Here is a 15,930-nt window from a genome sequence, read left to right on the forward strand (position 1 = left end):
TAACCCTGTTATTTTTGGAAAACAAGCTTAAAAAATAGGAAAATAGACAGGAATCACATCTTAATTACTATCTATTAAACTGGATCACTAGACATCAAATCCAAGATTTACAATTTTCCAGTCGTTTCCTAGTTGTTCAAACGTTATATTGAGAAAAGTTGGTGGACTCACAGGTTCGCCATCTTCATCAGAGTAAAATTGTCTAATATGAACACGACATGTTTCCGTTTCATGGTCATAGTGATACCCTTGTATGACCCAATCATCAAATGTCTTATTACTTTGTGAATCGTGTAGAAGCCATTCAACGTCGTTACGATCTATGTTGACATATAATTTGTTGTCTTTCTCCACAAGCTCTACATCATCTGACAATATTGGCTTTAATTTCTCTTTGTCTCCAGTTGTTTGCACCTGTATAAATTTCCTTGATTGATGACTTATTACAGGAAAAAGTTCTTTTTCTTGAGTAAAGCTATCCACCTTATTTGTTAATTCCATATTATTTTGGGTTAATTCTTTGATTTGGTTTTCTTTCTCATTTAATCTTTCCGTTAATTCCTGAATTTCATTGTTAAACTCACTTTCCTTTTCGCTTATAACATCTTGATTTTGCGTACAAGCCGTCATAAAAACTAGGAAAATGATCATTAAATTTAACATCCCCCTCATCTTCTTCCCCTCCATTCTTTATAAATGATGTGCGACCTTTCCAGCTTGCTGTTATACTTCATAGTTTACCATAGCTTGTTGTGGTAGTTATGTGCAAAGGCTAACACCATTCCTAGTATAACAAAGCTCCTTATCGGGAATAATTGGAGCAACATAATGATTATTGAGGAGTTCGTATGAATAAGCGTTCAAAATTCAAAAGTGAAAATAGCAAGGCATCATCACCTCAGCAAGACGATTCATTCACCATCGAGATTGGAACTAATTTAGATAAGAATTTAACTAGTTTGAAGACAATGCTAGGGGAACCCACTGACTTAATCATTAGGGAAATAACCATTGGGCCAAACCAAGAAAAAATAGCCATGATTTATATGAGTGGGATGACGGACAATCAGCTCGTGCATAACAATATTTTAAAAACAGTATTATCCAGCCAACCACAAGCTGATGCTGACTTGTTAGACTATTTCTACCAAGAAATTATAGCGATTGCAGATATAACGAAGACAAACTCATTAGATGATGTTTCCTATGCGATTTTATCTGGTGATACTGCTATCTATGTAGATGGAACGAATACGGTATTACTGATGGGAACGGCAGGTGGAGAGGATCGAGCGGTTGAAGAGCCGCAATCTGAACGATTAATTCGCGGGCCTAGAGCTGGATTTATCGAAAATATTGGGACGAACCTATCGTTAATACGACAAGATATTAAAGATCCTAATCTTCGTTTTAAAACACATGAAATTGGTCGACGATCGAAGCAAAAGTTAGTCGTTAGTTATATCGAAGGAATTATCCATCCTGATCTAGTTGACGAAATCAATCGTCGATTAGCAAGTATTGATACCGATTATGCGGTTAGTTCAGGGGAAGTGGAACAGTGGATTCAGGATAGTTTTTTATCCCCGTTTCCACAACTCGTTGATACGGAACGGCCAGATCGAGCGGTTGAAGCACTTTTAAAAGGAAAAGTCGTTATTTTAGTTGATGGGACCCCATTCGTTTTAATTACACCTGTCACCTTAACGGAAACCTTTCATTCATTAGAAGATGACAATCAACGCTGGATTGTCGGCACCTCGTTAAGGTTTTTGCGTTACTTGTCTGCATTTATCGCCATTTTTTTACCGAGTTTGTATATCGCTATTGTATCCTATCACCCAGAAATGCTGCCAGCGAAGCTCGTGTTCTCGATTGCTGCTGCACGGGAGGGGGTTCCCTTTCCGGCATTTGTGGAAGCCCTCATGATGGCGATCACCTTTGAAATCTTACACGAGGCTGGGGTAAGGTTGCCAAAAATTATTGGTGCAACGATTGGAATTGTTGGTGGGCTAGTCATCGGTGAGTCTGCCGTAAGTGCGGGAATTGTAAGTCCAATCATGGTGATTATTACAGCTCTAACAGCAATTGCATCGTTTACCGCCCCACACTATAGTATGGCGATTAGTTTACGGTTACTTCGATTCACTTTTATGATCGCTGCTGCTTTCCTTGGTTTGTATGGCATTATTCTTGTGTATATAATGGTCAACATTCATATCGTTAATTTAAAAAGTGTCGGTATCCCGTATTCGGTACCTTTTGCTCCTGTAATAGGAAAAGACTGGAAAGACATGATTATTCGTGCCCCTTTAATGATGCTGATGAAGCGCCCTGCCTACTTGAACACAAAAGATGATACAGCCGCTAAGAAGAGGAGGCAATCAAAATGAACTTAAACAACCGTTATCGTTATGAAACAATTGAAGAACGAGATATTTTGATTGCCGTTCCCTCTTTAGTGATTGCGATAGGGATCCTTTATATGCCAAGAAGTTTAGCAGATACCACTATAGGTCTTGATGCCATCTATCCCCTATTGTTTGGCGGAGGAATTACTGTTCTATTCATCTGGTTAGTAGGACGAATAGCTAGTCGCTTTCCTGAGCAGTCTTTTTTAACCTATGCATCGAAATTGACAACGAAGCCAATCGCAATTGCCATCTCCTTTCTGTTTGCATTGCACGGCATATTAATTACTTCGTTTGAGTTACGAGGGATTGCTGAAATCTCTCATTTATATTTATTTGAACAAACCCCCATCGAGATAATCGGTCTCACTTTTTTGTTAGTGGTGGTTTATGCCGTATCAGGATCGCGAGCAGCTATTTTTCGTCTTAATGCACTTTTTTTGCCGATTATCATGGTGGCTGTACTTTTTTTGCTTCTATTTAGCTTTGGATTTACCAGGTATGATAACTCCATTCCTATTTTCCAAACAGATTTACAAGGCTATTGGATGGCTACCCATCGTAGTATTCTATCGGTTAGCGGATTCGGTGTATTCGGGTATTTATTATTTTACATATCGCTAGTACGCTCTCCTAAACAAGCACCAAAGAAGGCTGTGTTTGGCATGATATGGGTGGTAGTCCTTCATCTAATGATTGTGGTCATCACGGTCTTAGTATTTGGGAATATCACAACTGAGAATCTAACGTTTCCAGTGATCGAACTTGCGCGGACTATTGAGGTTCCTGGTGGATTTTTCAATCGGTTTGCCTCACTATTTTTCATCATATGGACGATGGCAATTTTTAATACATGTGCCATGGCTTTTGATGTAGCCGTATTAGCATTACAATCCATTTTTAAAAACATCGATAAAAAAAAGATTGTATTTGTGCTGTCTCCAATTATTTTCTTTCTAACTGGCTTGCCTAAAAATCAAGATGAGCTTGGGATGGTAGGTAGAGTAATAGGTTATTTCGGATTAGGATTGGTGGCAAGTGTGACGATCCTATTCCTATTGTTATATAAAATAAGAGGAGTGAAATAGCATGTTCATTCCCAAAAGAGGTTCCCTCGTTCCGCTTTTTTGTGCATTATTGTTGTTAACTGGCTGTTGGGACAGTGTGGAAGTGGAGGAACGTGCCTTTATTTATGGAGCAACAGTTGATTTAAGTGATCAGCAAACAGAACAAAATCAGCAACTAATCTTGACCGATCAAGTTGTCGTACCTAGTGGTATTGGAACTTCTACAACTGAAGGAGGACAGGAGCAAGCATATCGAAATATTTCGATAACAGGGGAAAATATAAACCATATGAATACCCAACTTTCCAAAAAGGCAAATCGCACCTTGTTTGCTCAACATTTAGAGGTACTTATTTTCTCAGAAGAAGTTACCAAACAACCAGAGGTATTCGAAAACTCCCTTGACGTATTTACCCGTGGACAAGAAATGCGACGAGGGATGAAAGTAGCGGTAGCCAACGGGAAGGCCAGTGCATTACTTGACATAAAACCCGAACATATCAAACTTCCTTCACAGTACATTGAAACATTATTAGAAAACCAACGAAGTTCTGAGGTAGCCAAACCTCTGCGACTCGACGATCTCCATAAATACTTATTCTTAGATTTTAGTTTTGTTATTCCTTATCTATCTATTTCAGATGACAAAAATATTGAGCATAATGGTGTTGCCGTTTTCAATGGAAACGAACGAGTAGTCGTTGGCAGACTGGATGGTGAGTTAACGAAAGGGCGAAATTTCCTGACAGGTGAGGCTGAATTTGGTACGATGATGATTCCCGTGGACGATTCTAAGTCCGATTCTAAGTCCGTCGTTCAATTTACTGAGGTAAATAGCGACCTGCAACTCGTCAATAATGATAAAAACAATTTACAATTTGAAATAAAAATGGATGTAGCAGGAAATATAACGGAAACATCTAGTAAAACAAATCCATTTGAAAATCTAGATACCTATTCCAAGGCATTGGAAAAAAGTATTAAGCAACTAACGGAAAGAACAATCGAGCAAGCCCAAAACGAATTACAAACAGACATTTTTAAATTAAATGTTTATCTACGCGGTAACCATTATAAGTTATGGCAGTCCATCAAGGATGACTGGGATACAGGAGAAAATTACTTCTCGAAAAGCGACATCGACGTGAAGGTTAATGGCACTGTGGAGCATTCTGGAAATACAATCTATTCAACAGATAAGGAGCAGAACTAGGATGTGGAACATCATCGTAGAACGTTTACCAGATACGTTATCTATTGTATGTATCGTACTAGCTTTCGTCATTCCATACAGTATTAACAAAATCAACCAAACCTTACACAAATACGGCGACCCACCTTGGAAACAACAAGGAAAACAAGAAGAACAGAGGAAGCAACAAAACTAGGGAGTGGGACATGGGGACAGGTTTGTTGTCCCAGTTATAGGTGGGACAACAAACCTGTCCCTCTGTCCCATTTCCTTAACGAGGGGTGACGATTGATTCGAGAATATAAGCTGTTTCGAAACCGTCACGGGTTGCATCACCAAGGGAGGCATAGCCTGCTGCATCTCCAAGTACAAACACATTTTCCACCTTGTTCCGTAAGGCGTATTCTAATGGGTTATACGCCTCTACCCCCATCGCTACAATGATGTATTCCGATTCAAGTTCCGAATGGGTTCCAGTAGCTGGGTCCTCTACAAGCACACCGGTTGGAAGTACGTTTACTATCTGATGATCGGTCACAATCTCTACACCTAGACGCTCGAGTTTATTAAGTAGTCGTAACCTCGTTTCAGGTTTAATCCTTTTACTAACTTTTGTCGGAACTTCTACAAGGGTGACATCATTTCCAGCTTCGGCAAGGCGGCGTGCAGTTCCATGACAGATCATACCGCTACCGATCACGGTAACTTTATTACCTTCGAATACTTTTTCCTGTAATTTCACATCTTCATACGTATAGACATGCTCTAACGCGATCCCTTCTACGTGCGGGAGTTTTGGTCGACCTCCTGTTGTCAATAAAACTGCATATGGCTTGACCGAGCAAATCGTTTCAACCGTCGCCTCTGTATTCATACGAACATCGATATTCAACCGGTTCATTTCGCTTATCAGGTAATCGATGTGCCAATTCATTTTCTTTTTATAGTTTGGGTCTGTCACAAGATGCAATTGGCCACCAAGCTTATGGCTTTTTTCAAAAACTGTGACATCGTACCCTTTTAATGCTAGTGTTCGTGTCGCTTCCATCCCAGCTGGCCCACCGCCAACAACTACAATTTGTTGCTTCTCATCAGCAGGCAGTCGCTCAATTTTCTTAAATTCTAGCTCACGACCTGCCCTAGCATTGATCGAACACTTAACATGTAAATGGTTCGTAACAGAATGGATACAGTGCAGGCAGTTAATACATTTTCTTATTTCAGCTATTCGCCCTTGTTTCGTTTTGTTGACCCAGTCGGGATCTGCAATGACACCCCTTCCGATCGCTACAAAATCCGCTCTTTGCTCAGCTAAAATCGTTTCTGTAAATTGAGGTTCACGAATGGAGCCTACCGTGATCACTGGAATGGCGACTTGTTTTTTTATCTCTTCTGCCATATAAACTTTCCAGCCTTGTTCAAATAGTGGTGACTCAATGATTGTGTCCATTGAATCATAGGTTCCACAACTAATGTGTAAGCCGTCTACTCCTAGTTTTTCTAAATAACAGGCAATCTGCTTGCCTAACTGTAAATCAATGCCACCTTCTACAAACTCATCCACACTGAGACGCACTGTCACAGGAAAGTCTTTGCCACACTTTGCTTTGATCCCATGAATGATTTCCTCCACAAATCGCATCCGATTGTCAAAATTCCCACCGAATTCATCTGTGCGTCGGTTGGCCTCAGGGCTTAAGAACTGGTTAATTAAATACCCATGTGCACCGTGGATTTCAACTCCATCTACCCCGCTCTGTTTACACCTTACTGCACTTTGAACAAATTTAGTTACTAACTCTTTCACCTCTGTTGTTGTTAAAGCACGAGGCTCCTCACCTACTGCTTGACTAGCGACATTACTTGGGGCAACAATTTGCTTCCCATTTATTAAAGAAGCATTAGACTGTCTACCTGCATGATGGAGTTGCACAAACATCTTCGCACCATATTTATGCACCGCATTAGCTAAACGGTGGATCCCCGGCATGAACCGATCCTCATCAAGTCTTAATTGTCTAGCAAAACCTCTCCCGTATTCACTGTCGATACAAGTGAATTCCGTCACAATTAATCCCGTTCCACCTTTGGCCCGTTCTTCGTAATAAGCAATCAAGTGATCGGTAACTTCTCCATCAACACCAGCAAGATTAGTCCCCATAGCCGGCATGACAATCCTGTTTTTCAGTGTTACCTCACCTATTTGTCCTTGTTTAAATATATTGTCGTAACGCATTTCCTTCCTCCTCTTACTTTTTTGTGAATACATTCACAAAAAATGTCAGTAAAAACACCGATTACATTTATTATAATAGGATGTGACTACTATTTCCAATTTTGAGTGGGACATGGGGACAGGGCGCTTGTCCCAGTTAAGCGTGGGACAACAAACCTGTCCCTCTGTCCCGGTTTTAACAATGTTTGCATTTGTGATGTTTGTGTTTGTGGTGATTACAGCAGTGGTGGTTTTGTTTTTTGTGTGAAGAGTGATGGCATGAAGGTTTACAGCAGTTACAATAGTGAGGTTTAGAACAACGACTGTATTTATTTAAGTCTGGTTTAGAACAATTATGCTTGCAACACTTGCCATGTTTCTTGGATTCATCTCGCTTTTTACATTTTGGATAAGCACAGGAACACTTATGACCTTTCCCATCATGATCATGATGGTGATGATCGTGATGTTCGTAGTCTGTAAAATAGGAGTCATCTTTCCATTTATCAGGTTCAAAGTAATCAAACAGGTGCGTCTTTTTAAATGAGTGATCCCTCTTATTTCTATTCAGCTTAGACATCTCATTCACCTCCTTTCAAATTAACTAGAATAGTATATGAATTTTGTACTAGCATGTTGATAGGTGCTTCACATCATTCCGTTTAGGAGTCTAGTAACTTTTATGTTCACACCAATTTTTACAAAGAAATGAATCTACTATTTTATTGTGAGTTTTATCTATTTGCTATAGATTTGTTTTGTTAATTCTACTTTCAAATGCCTCGTCACATCAGCAAATTCTAAAAAATGTGTTCGTTTCATATATATGTAACATGGGAAGATTTATTGTAAATCCCTTAAAGGAGGCTAACGGATGAATGATAAGGTTGTATTGATTACTGGTGGTGCGGGTGGTATTGGCAAAGCAACGGCACAACAGTTTTTGGACAACGGGGCTAAAGTTGTTTTAGTAGACATTAACCAGGAAGCATTGGATAACACTAAGCATGCGTTACGTGCTGACAAAGACCGGATCCATGTTGTGCAAGCAAATGTGACTGATGAAGAGGATGTAAAACAGTATGTAAAAGAAACCATCGATCGGTTTGGTAAAATTGATATTTTCTTTAATAATGCAGGTGTCAACGGACCGTTTGAAATGATTAAGGATTTGGAAAAAGAAAAATTTGAGCAAATTCTTAACATTAACGTAACTGGAGTCTTCCTTGGTTTGAAACATGTGATTAAGCAAATGGAGGCTCAAGGGTATGGTAGCATTATAAACACAGCATCCAACGCGGCCTATATTGGTTCGGCAGGCATGGCTGGCTACATTGCGTCCAAACATGCTGTTGCTGGGATTACCAAGACAGCTGCACTTGAAGCAGCAAGTAATGGCATTCGTGTCAACGCCGTTGCACCAGCAGCGATTGATACACAGATGCTTGCAGACATCCAGAACAATATTACACCTGGTCAACCAGAGAAATCTGGTGAAGCCATTAAACAAGGAATCCCTGCTGGACGGTTTGGTGCACCAGATGAAGTAGCGCAGGTTGTCCTGTTCCTAGCATCTGACCAAGCCTCATTCGTCAATGGATCACTATATAATGTCGATGGTGGTATGCAGGCAGATTAATGGGACACGGGGACAGGGCACTTGTCCCATTTAAGTGTGGGACAACAAACCTGTCCCTCTGTCCCGTTCAAGAATGAATCTATTTATGATAGATTACATTTAGGGAGGTGTTGAAAATAGATAAATCGTTTAACAAGCAACAAATAATGGGTGCTTATTTCATATGGGTGGGTTTATTAGTTGTTGAAGTATTATGGTTTCTTACATTAACGAATCACCCTCATGGGACTGATGACATTTTATTTAGATTAGTAGTAATTGCTGTTACCATTGCCATTGGTGCTGTTGGATTAAATTTAATGGAGAAATGGAGAAAATAGTTTCTTTATACATACGGGTGGCGCTAGCTAAGAGAAGAACGCTCTAAGTTTTTTCATACTCAGAGCGTTTTTTCTATTCGCATTAGCATATGTTTTATCTAGTTAAGTTTCAAAATTTCATAGCATTCTTTCTAAATGATGACGGCACCGCTCAGGCATCAAACCATTCCCTCTTCAAGACGTTGCCAATATTAAAACCATCCCCCGTGTCATACATCACACTCCTAACCTTTTATATAAAGTAAAATGAGAATACTATGAGTGAGGATTCTTTTTTACTTCCTCTCTATGTTCAACCATTAACAATTTCCATTCAAAATACAAAATCACAATGAGGTGAAAAAATGGTTCAAATACATTTAGATATCAAACTAATCCGTACGATAAAAGAACTTTTACTTCGCTTGCAAGATGGGGAGTCCGAACACCTTGTAAAAGAAGATGTTGCCCAACACATGCAGCAGGTAAACACTTTAGACATTGCGCTGAACATGCAAGAAATTCTCTATCGTGACAATGACATAACAACAAGCGCGATCAAGCAATTTTTTAACATCTACCATTCTTTATATGGTCAAGCGATTCATGACATTGCTGTTGCTAATGCAGATCATCCAAGTCATCCTATTCAAATCTTGAAAAAGGAAAATGAGGTATTCGAAAGCCTATTAACTCGCATCAATCGCCATGTTGACGCTATTGAAAAAGATCAACAACAACCAACAGATCCACTATTAGAGGAAATGCAACAATTAGGATCATTGTATAGTCATTATAATCGGAAAGAAAAGCTCTATTTCCCAATACTCGAGCGTTATGGCATCTATACGCTTTCCCGAACGATGTGGGCAGACGATGATCGCATACGTACGTTGTATAAAGGGACGAAAAGAATGATGGAAAAAATTCCAGATGTGAATTTTCGATACGTCAAAGAAGCTTTTGAGGATTTAGAACAGGCATGTAAAGACATGATTTTTCAAGAAGAATATTTTCTACTTCCTATCACACAGTCTATTTTCAAAGAAGCCGATTGGTTAGCGATTGCTAAAGAAAGTAACGTATTTGGGTATGCCGTTGAGGAACCACAACTAGATTGGATCCCTGAACCTGAATCTGAAGGAGCTACCAAAGACGAAAACGACACAAGAGATACAGAACATCTGCGATTTGGCGGTGGTTACTTAACGATCAATGAAGCCAACCATATTTTGAACAATTTGCCACTAGAAATCACATTTGTGGATAAAAATGGCATCTTTAAATATTTCAATGAATTGGTAGAATCATCTGAGATGATGTTCATCCGCACCCCAACATCGATTGGACGAAACGTCGCCATGTGCCACCCACCTAAGAGTATGAAAAAAGTCATGCACCTTATCCATGACTTAAAGGAAAAAAGACGAGACTCCGAATCGATGTGGTTCAAAAAGAAAGATCAATTTGTTCATGTGACGTATAAAGGATTGTTCGATGAAAATGACGAGTACTTGGGCATATTGGAGTATGTGCAAGATATTCAACCTTTCATGGACTTACCGCGTGAGGTGAAAAGGGAATTGAGTTAAAGTTCTATGGGTTCAGGCCCTCCTCGTGGACGTTTGTCCATATGGAGTGCCTGAACCCATGTTCTATAACGACTTATGGCAGGCACGACATTAGTCCAATTCAATCGTTTCATTAATGTCTGTCGCTTTAGAATTTTGTCCTGTCATGCGTTTATAGTAAAAGGCAACCTTCTTGATGAAATTTCCTTCTTCCCAATACTCGGCTGCCTCCACTTTTACCTTTATCAAAATAACGTTCGGATCATCATAAGAAGTTTGCATAATTGTCTCATGTGCTTTGCTCCACAATTGCTTTTTCTTGTCTAAATCTTCAACGATTTCCGCTTTTCCACGGACGGAAACATAGGATTTACCTACATATGCTACATTCACATCTTGGTCCTGTACAATTTCATCATACTTATTCGTCTCTTTTTTCGTGAAAAACCATAAGTCACCATCAAACTCTACTTGTTGTGTTCTCATCGGACGAGAAACAAGTCCTTCTTCCGTAGCCGTAGTTAACATGGCCGTGTTCACATCTTTAATTAACTCTCTTAAAGTTTTGATTTCTTCTTGTTTCATCTTGTTGGACATTTCGATCACCTCTTTTATGGCTATATACTCCCCCTCTATACAAACTTTTATTCAAGTCACAACTGCCACCACGTTAATAATCAACCTTGAAGCCCAGATCTTCAATCATTTTATGATCCACTGTGCTTTCTTGACCAACTGTTGTTAAATAATCACCGACGAAAACGGAATTGGCTGGATACAGTCCTAATGGTTGAAGGCTTCTTAAGTTCACTTCCCTACCACCGGAGATTCTGATCTCTTTTGTTGGATTAATAAACCGGAATAATGCGAGCACCTTCAAACAATAGCGTGGATCTAACTCCTCCGTTCCTTCCAATGGTGTGCCATCAATCGCATGCAAAAAATTCACCGGAATCGAGTCTGCATCGAGAACTTTCAGGCTTCTAGCCATATCGATGACATCTTCTTGCGTTTCCTTCATCCCTATAATCACACCAGAGCACGGAGAAATCCCAGCATTTTTGGCCGTATCTACTGTTTCCACACGATCGTCATATGTATGGGACGTTGTGATATTGGGATGATGGGCTTTGGATGTATTGATATTATGATTGTAACGATCCACACCAGCGTCTTTTAATTGCTGGGCTTGTTCCGGTTTCAAGATCCCCATACAAGCACATACTTTCAAGTCATATCTCTCCTTAATCTCCTTTACCGAAGATGCGACGGTATCAACCTCGCGCTTACTCGGCCCTCTACCACTAGCAACGATACAATAGGTTCCCGCATTAAGTCTGTCTGCTTCAGCCGCACCACCTAATAAGGATGTTCGATTGACCATTGTATATTTTTCCACAGGTGCCGTCGATAAAGAAGATTGTGCACAATACCCACAGTTTTCAGGACAAAGACCTGATTTCGCATTAATAATCATATTTAACTTCACTTTATTTCCGAAATATTGATACCTTATTTTATAGGCAGGTTGTAGTAAAAGTAAAAGTTCATCATCTGGGCAGTTTAAAATCGAAAGAGCTTCCTCATCGGTCAGTTCTTCTCCTGCAATGATCCTGTCTGCTAGATCAAACCAATGATCGAACATGTTTCATTCTCCCTTCCTTTTAACCGTTTAGTCGTGCCTCTATCAAGCAGGTGTTTCCCCGTTTAATTGGTTCGATGGTGATCGGTAAACTTTCCCGCGAATTCGGTATGCTAATCCACCGGCCAAAATGGAGAAAATAATATCTTTCGGTAACGGAGCTACCATCCATAACCAAGCCACCGCATAACTAAATCCTTCGGGTGCACCAAACCATAACTGGTACGCAACATACATCCAAGTCGTACCAAAAACGTAATTAATGCTCATCCCTATCAAAGATGCAACCATGAAACTAGCTCGAGTAGCTTTTATCTCTATTATTTTCCCAACAATGTAGGCTACTAGAATATTAGATACGATAAACCCAAATGTTGGGCTAACAATAGTAGACGCACCACCTGAAAATTGGGCAAAAACAGGTACACCAGCTAGTCCAACTAATGCGTAAACCGTCATGGAAATGGCACCTAATCTGCTTCCTAGTAAAAGTCCGGATAGAATACTGAAAAAAGTAGTCAATGTAATTGGAACTCCTCCGACCACTATGAACGCGGTAATATTTGCCCCAATTGCCATTAATGCAGCAAACAATGCTGCCATTGTGATATCCAATGGTGTTAATTTCATAACGTTACTAACCCTCCTTCATTTAAAACACCCTCGGATCAAATGCAAGTGTTTTTTGAATTTTTTATAAATATAGAATATTCCATTCCTGATTTATTGTCAACCAATAAAAAAAATGGTTTACGATATTATGTGTGAAAAATCCTTGTACAAAAATGATTAGGTTCCTCGTTCAAGAATGATGAATTAAAATGAACTAAATAGTTGGGCAAAACCTCCCCGTAGACAGTTATCCATACGGAGTGCCTCTCCCTTGTTGTTTGATGCAATTGAAACGTTACGATGGTGAAAGTTCTTTATGGTAAAATGGTTTATTAGAATATTGGTAACAGACAACGGAAAATGAGGTGTGCTTCATATGGGTGATGATTTATATGTACAATTTCTATTTCTAGTCTTTGCTGGAATTTTCCTAGGGTTATCCTTGTTTTATTCTGCATATAGAATCCAAAAGAAAAGAGGCGTGGTGACAGAATCGAACATAGGCTATGTCCTTATGTTATTGATTTCGTCTCTACAACTTTTACAAGCGCTAAGATTAGAGGTAAATCCAGTTATTTGGTATGGGATCTTCATAGGTATTCTGGTTATAAGTTTGATTTCTAGATTTTATTTTAATGGCAGAGATGTCACGTTCTATGAAACTACCAAAGAGTCCGTTGTGTCACTATTAGATGAAGAACTAACCAACCTTTCGATTCCATTTGAAATCAAGGACGATAATTTGGTGGACGAAACGATCGTTGACCTCTACCAAGATCAAGTAAAGATAAAAGTAGTGGCTGGCATGTGGGGCGACAAAAACAAAACGATTACAGTCTCATTCAAAAAATGGTGGAGATTACCACTAGTAGAGGAAATCCAGTATCGAATCATCGATGTGTATCGTCAACAAAGAGAAGGAAAACTGTTTTGGAAGCAGATGGTTTGGAACGGTGTTGTCGGACTTGGAATTTTTGTGGCAATGGGGTATTTTGCATGGAGTATGTATCCGGAGTTGAGTTGAAAAATAAGGAGACAGGCACCAGCACCTGTCCCTTATAGAAATGAAAGTGATAGGCACCAATATTTAATTGATAATTTTAACAAAGAGATACATTGCTCCGATAATGAAAATGGTATAAAGAAAGGTCTTCCAATTGACGCCTTTCGTAATTTGCTCACGAACTCGATTAAATACACCAAAAGCAAACCCAATCAACAGAATAATAACCAAACAATAAACAAATGGATCCCTTACATCTCCAAAAAAGTTAAGCCTAACGCAATCAAGGTTTCTCATGCATAGCTAGCTTAAAATAACGACTCTACTATACACGATTAATCCAAAAAACTAATCGATCGTTCATACTACAACAGTCAACGTTTTTCCAGGATTTTAATTAGTCTTATGATCCAATAAAGAAATATCCACGGGAGAACAAACGTAGTAGCCCATTCAAATATATTAAGATATGACAAGTCTATTCCAACTAACGCTAATAGGTACCATAGTAAAAATAAAATAGCTAGAGAAATAATCAATTTCATACCCAATTTTGACTTCCCTCCTTAAAAAAATTGCACCCTAGAAACATATACATGATCGGGCGTAAAAATACGTAAATCGCGTATAAAAACATGAATCACACGCGGTTGTGCTCAAAATCCAATAAACCACGCTACCACCCACCTGCTTACTTCTATAAAACAAGGCATTATCCTTTTTAAGAGTAAGCATCCCCCGTTCGTTGAATCCATCAATTCCTTTACTAAAAGTAACAAGCACCTAGTTAGTTTAACGATTAGATAAAGTTTGATATAATTTACTTCGAAAACGTTTTCCTGGAAAGATTATCAAACTAACATGGAGGTAAAAGAATGGGACGAACAAATCAATTAGCCCACCGTATGGCTAGGAAGACAATGAAACTAGTGGATGTAACAGGAAATCCTGTTTCAAGAAAAGAAGTAACGTTTACACAAACCAACCATCAGTTTTTGTTTGGTAGCGGCATGTTTGATGCCATAGAAGTAGCCAATAGAAATGTACCACCAAACAGACTACCATTTTTGGAAGACAAACTAGATAAGTTCCTGGATATATTTAATTTCGCTACACTCCCTTTTTACTGGGGGGAATTTCCCAACTACCAGGAAGCATTTGAACCTGAAAAAGGTAAACCACGTACAACCGAATTAAAGGCTGCTGCCCAATTGTTAAAAGATCGTAACGTCACAGTCAAAGGTCACCCACTTGTATGGCACACCGCAACCGCGCCATGGCTTCTCGACATGAGCAATGAAGAAATCCTGAAAGCACAGTTTGCTAGAATTGAACGAGAAGTGACTGACTTCAAAGGATTAATCGATATGTGGGATGTCATCAATGAAGTCGTGATCATGCCTATTTATGACAAATACGATAATGGGATTACTAGAATTGCCAAGGATTTGGGCCGTGTTGGCATCATTAAAGAAATGTTTGCGAAGACAAGGGAAGCCAATCCTGGCGCCACGCTGTTATTGAATGATTTTAATACATCAACGAACTATGACATTTTAATTGACGGGTGTCTCAATGCAGGTATTCCAATCGATAAAATCGGTATTCAGTCCCACCAACATCAAGGCTATTGGGGTCGTGAAAAATTAGAAGAAGTGTTAGAACGATTCTCCAAATTTGGCCTACCGATTCATTTTACTGAAAACACCTTGTTATCTGGACAACTGATGCCACCTGAAATTGTCGACCTTAACGATTATAAAGTAACAGATTGGCCATCAACGCCTGAAGGGGAAGAACGCCAGGCTAAACAAGTCGAAGAAATGTACACCATCCTATTTCAACATCCGTTAGTAGAAGCCATCTCAAGTTGGGAATTCAGTGATGATGGCGCTTGGATTAATGCGCCTTCCGGATTTGTCCGAAGAGATAATAGTCCAAAACCATCTTATGACGTACTAAAGAAACTGATCAAAGGAGATTGGTTAACAAACGTGACATGTGAGACAGATGACGATGGAATGGTCTCATTTGAAGGATTCCTTGGTGAGTATGAACTTCGTTGTGGAGATAAGAAAGGAAGCTTCCAATTAGATAAAGATGGTGAAATGGTTCGGATGGTCATCAAATAAGAGGAAATAGAATCTTTCCATTTAGTATGAATGGAAAAAAGTTACCGGTTCCTCTAATTCATTCCTTATAAAAAAGAGTCATAGCACTAGCATACTATTGGTTATGTTGGTTTGTAAGGGAAATGTCACTCAGTGGGGATTTATGTT

At 39.3% G+C, this 15,930-nt stretch carries 14 protein-coding genes; 9 read left to right on the top strand and 5 right to left on the bottom strand.

Annotated features, from left to right (window positions below; translation table 11 throughout):
* Positions 1-87: 87 nt before the first annotated feature.
* On the bottom strand, positions 88-672 hold the full coding sequence (locus FCI53_RS12535) for a hypothetical protein (RefSeq protein ID WP_138419385.1): 585 nt from the start codon (positions 670-672) through the stop codon (positions 88-90).
* A gap of 176 nt (positions 673-848) precedes the next feature.
* On the opposite strand from FCI53_RS12535, the gene FCI53_RS12540 reads away from it, so the two are divergent.
* The 4 genes from FCI53_RS12540 to FCI53_RS21460 are packed head-to-tail and all read left to right on the top strand — an operon-like array spanning position 849 to position 4,866.
* Positions 849-2,393 carry a spore germination protein gene (locus tag FCI53_RS12540; RefSeq protein ID WP_138419387.1) on the top strand — a complete coding sequence of 515 codons (1,545 nt, stop codon included), beginning with the start codon at positions 849-851 and terminating at the stop codon, positions 2,391-2,393.
* The gene (locus FCI53_RS12545; protein ID WP_138419389.1) at positions 2,390-3,499 is read left to right on the top strand and encodes a GerAB/ArcD/ProY family transporter; all 1,110 of its coding nucleotides are present in this window, start codon (positions 2,390-2,392) and stop codon (positions 3,497-3,499) included. Before FCI53_RS12540 ends, FCI53_RS12545 begins: the two co-directional genes overlap by 4 nt.
* A gap of 1 nt (position 3,500) precedes the next feature.
* The gene (locus FCI53_RS12550) at positions 3,501-4,691 is read left to right on the top strand and encodes a Ger(x)C family spore germination protein (protein WP_138419391.1); all 1,191 of its coding nucleotides are present in this window, start codon (positions 3,501-3,503) and stop codon (positions 4,689-4,691) included.
* A gap of 1 nt (position 4,692) precedes the next feature.
* On the top strand, positions 4,693-4,866 hold the full coding sequence (locus FCI53_RS21460) for a hypothetical protein (RefSeq protein ID WP_171038163.1): 174 nt from the start codon (positions 4,693-4,695) through the stop codon (positions 4,864-4,866).
* A 75-nt stretch (positions 4,867-4,941) separates the two neighbouring features.
* On the opposite strand, the gene FCI53_RS12555 is transcribed toward FCI53_RS21460, so the two are convergent.
* On the bottom strand, positions 4,942-6,906 hold the full coding sequence (locus FCI53_RS12555) for an NAD(P)/FAD-dependent oxidoreductase (RefSeq protein WP_138419393.1): 1,965 nt from the start codon (positions 6,904-6,906) through the stop codon (positions 4,942-4,944).
* An 853-nt stretch (positions 6,907-7,759) separates the two neighbouring features.
* On the opposite strand from FCI53_RS12555, the gene FCI53_RS12560 reads away from it, so the two are divergent.
* From FCI53_RS12560 to FCI53_RS12570, 3 genes are all read left to right on the top strand, one after another.
* Complete coding sequence (locus FCI53_RS12560; RefSeq protein ID WP_138419395.1) at positions 7,760-8,524, top strand: SDR family NAD(P)-dependent oxidoreductase; 765 nt, start codon at positions 7,760-7,762, stop codon at positions 8,522-8,524.
* Positions 8,525-8,634: 110 nt separating this feature from the next.
* Positions 8,635-8,844 (top strand): hypothetical protein, encoded by a 210-nt coding sequence (locus FCI53_RS12565; protein WP_138419397.1) that lies wholly within the window; start codon positions 8,635-8,637, stop codon positions 8,842-8,844.
* Positions 8,845-9,188: 344 nt separating this feature from the next.
* Complete coding sequence (locus tag FCI53_RS12570) at positions 9,189-10,415, top strand: DUF438 domain-containing protein (RefSeq protein WP_138419399.1); 1,227 nt, start codon at positions 9,189-9,191, stop codon at positions 10,413-10,415.
* Positions 10,416-10,505: 90 nt separating this feature from the next.
* Here the strand turns inward: FCI53_RS12570 and FCI53_RS12575 are convergent, their stop codons facing one another.
* The 3 genes from FCI53_RS12575 to FCI53_RS12585 form a co-directional block, all read right to left on the bottom strand.
* Positions 10,506-10,991, bottom strand: coding sequence for a pyridoxamine 5'-phosphate oxidase family protein (locus FCI53_RS12575; protein ID WP_138419401.1), 486 nt, complete (start codon positions 10,989-10,991; stop codon positions 10,506-10,508).
* A 73-nt stretch (positions 10,992-11,064) separates the two neighbouring features.
* Positions 11,065-12,039 carry a biotin synthase BioB gene (bioB, locus tag FCI53_RS12580; protein ID WP_138419403.1) on the bottom strand — a complete coding sequence of 325 codons (975 nt, stop codon included), beginning with the start codon at positions 12,037-12,039 and terminating at the stop codon, positions 11,065-11,067.
* Between the two features lie 42 nt (positions 12,040-12,081).
* On the bottom strand, positions 12,082-12,666 hold the full coding sequence (locus FCI53_RS12585) for a biotin transporter BioY (protein ID WP_138419405.1): 585 nt from the start codon (positions 12,664-12,666) through the stop codon (positions 12,082-12,084).
* 358 nt (positions 12,667-13,024) lie between these two features.
* On the opposite strand from FCI53_RS12585, the gene FCI53_RS12590 reads away from it, so the two are divergent.
* Positions 13,025-13,672: a hypothetical protein gene (locus FCI53_RS12590; RefSeq protein WP_138419407.1), complete on the top strand. Its 648-nt coding sequence runs from the start codon at positions 13,025-13,027 to the stop codon at positions 13,670-13,672.
* Between the two features lie 854 nt (positions 13,673-14,526).
* Entirely contained in the window at positions 14,527-15,783 is a 1,257-nt protein-coding gene (locus tag FCI53_RS12595) for an endo-1,4-beta-xylanase (RefSeq protein ID WP_138419409.1), read from the top strand.
* Positions 15,784-15,930: the final 147 nt, after the last annotated feature.

The sequence above is a fragment of the Aquibacillus sediminis genome (assembly GCF_005870085.1).
Lineage (GTDB): Bacteria > Bacillota > Bacilli > Bacillales > Amphibacillaceae > Aquibacillus_E > Aquibacillus_E sediminis.

Bases quoted from the DNA above. Each gene is read 5' to 3' on its own strand.
- FCI53_RS12595 (WP_138419409.1), top strand. From the start codon at position 14,527: ATGGGACGAACAAATCAATTAGCCCACCGTATGGCTAGGAAGACAATG.
- FCI53_RS21460 (WP_171038163.1), top strand. From the start codon at position 4,693: ATGTGGAACATCATCGTAGAACGTTTACCAGATACGTTATCTATTGTA.
- FCI53_RS12540 (WP_138419387.1), top strand. From the start codon at position 849: ATGAATAAGCGTTCAAAATTCAAAAGTGAAAATAGCAAGGCATCATCA.
- bioB (WP_138419403.1), bottom strand. From the start codon at position 12,039: ATGTTCGATCATTGGTTTGATCTAGCAGACAGGATCATTGCAGGAGAA.
- FCI53_RS12555 (WP_138419393.1), bottom strand. From the start codon at position 6,906: ATGCGTTACGACAATATATTTAAACAAGGACAAATAGGTGAGGTAACA.
- FCI53_RS12545 (WP_138419389.1), top strand. From the start codon at position 2,390: ATGAACTTAAACAACCGTTATCGTTATGAAACAATTGAAGAACGAGAT.
- FCI53_RS12570 (WP_138419399.1), top strand. From the start codon at position 9,189: ATGGTTCAAATACATTTAGATATCAAACTAATCCGTACGATAAAAGAA.
- FCI53_RS12550 (WP_138419391.1), top strand. From the start codon at position 3,501: ATGTTCATTCCCAAAAGAGGTTCCCTCGTTCCGCTTTTTTGTGCATTA.
- FCI53_RS12535 (WP_138419385.1), bottom strand. From the start codon at position 672: ATGAGGGGGATGTTAAATTTAATGATCATTTTCCTAGTTTTTATGACG.
- FCI53_RS12585 (WP_138419405.1), bottom strand. From the start codon at position 12,666: ATGAAATTAACACCATTGGATATCACAATGGCAGCATTGTTTGCTGCA.
- FCI53_RS12560 (WP_138419395.1), top strand. From the start codon at position 7,760: ATGAATGATAAGGTTGTATTGATTACTGGTGGTGCGGGTGGTATTGGC.
- FCI53_RS12590 (WP_138419407.1), top strand. From the start codon at position 13,025: ATGGGTGATGATTTATATGTACAATTTCTATTTCTAGTCTTTGCTGGA.
- FCI53_RS12575 (WP_138419401.1), bottom strand. From the start codon at position 10,991: ATGTCCAACAAGATGAAACAAGAAGAAATCAAAACTTTAAGAGAGTTA.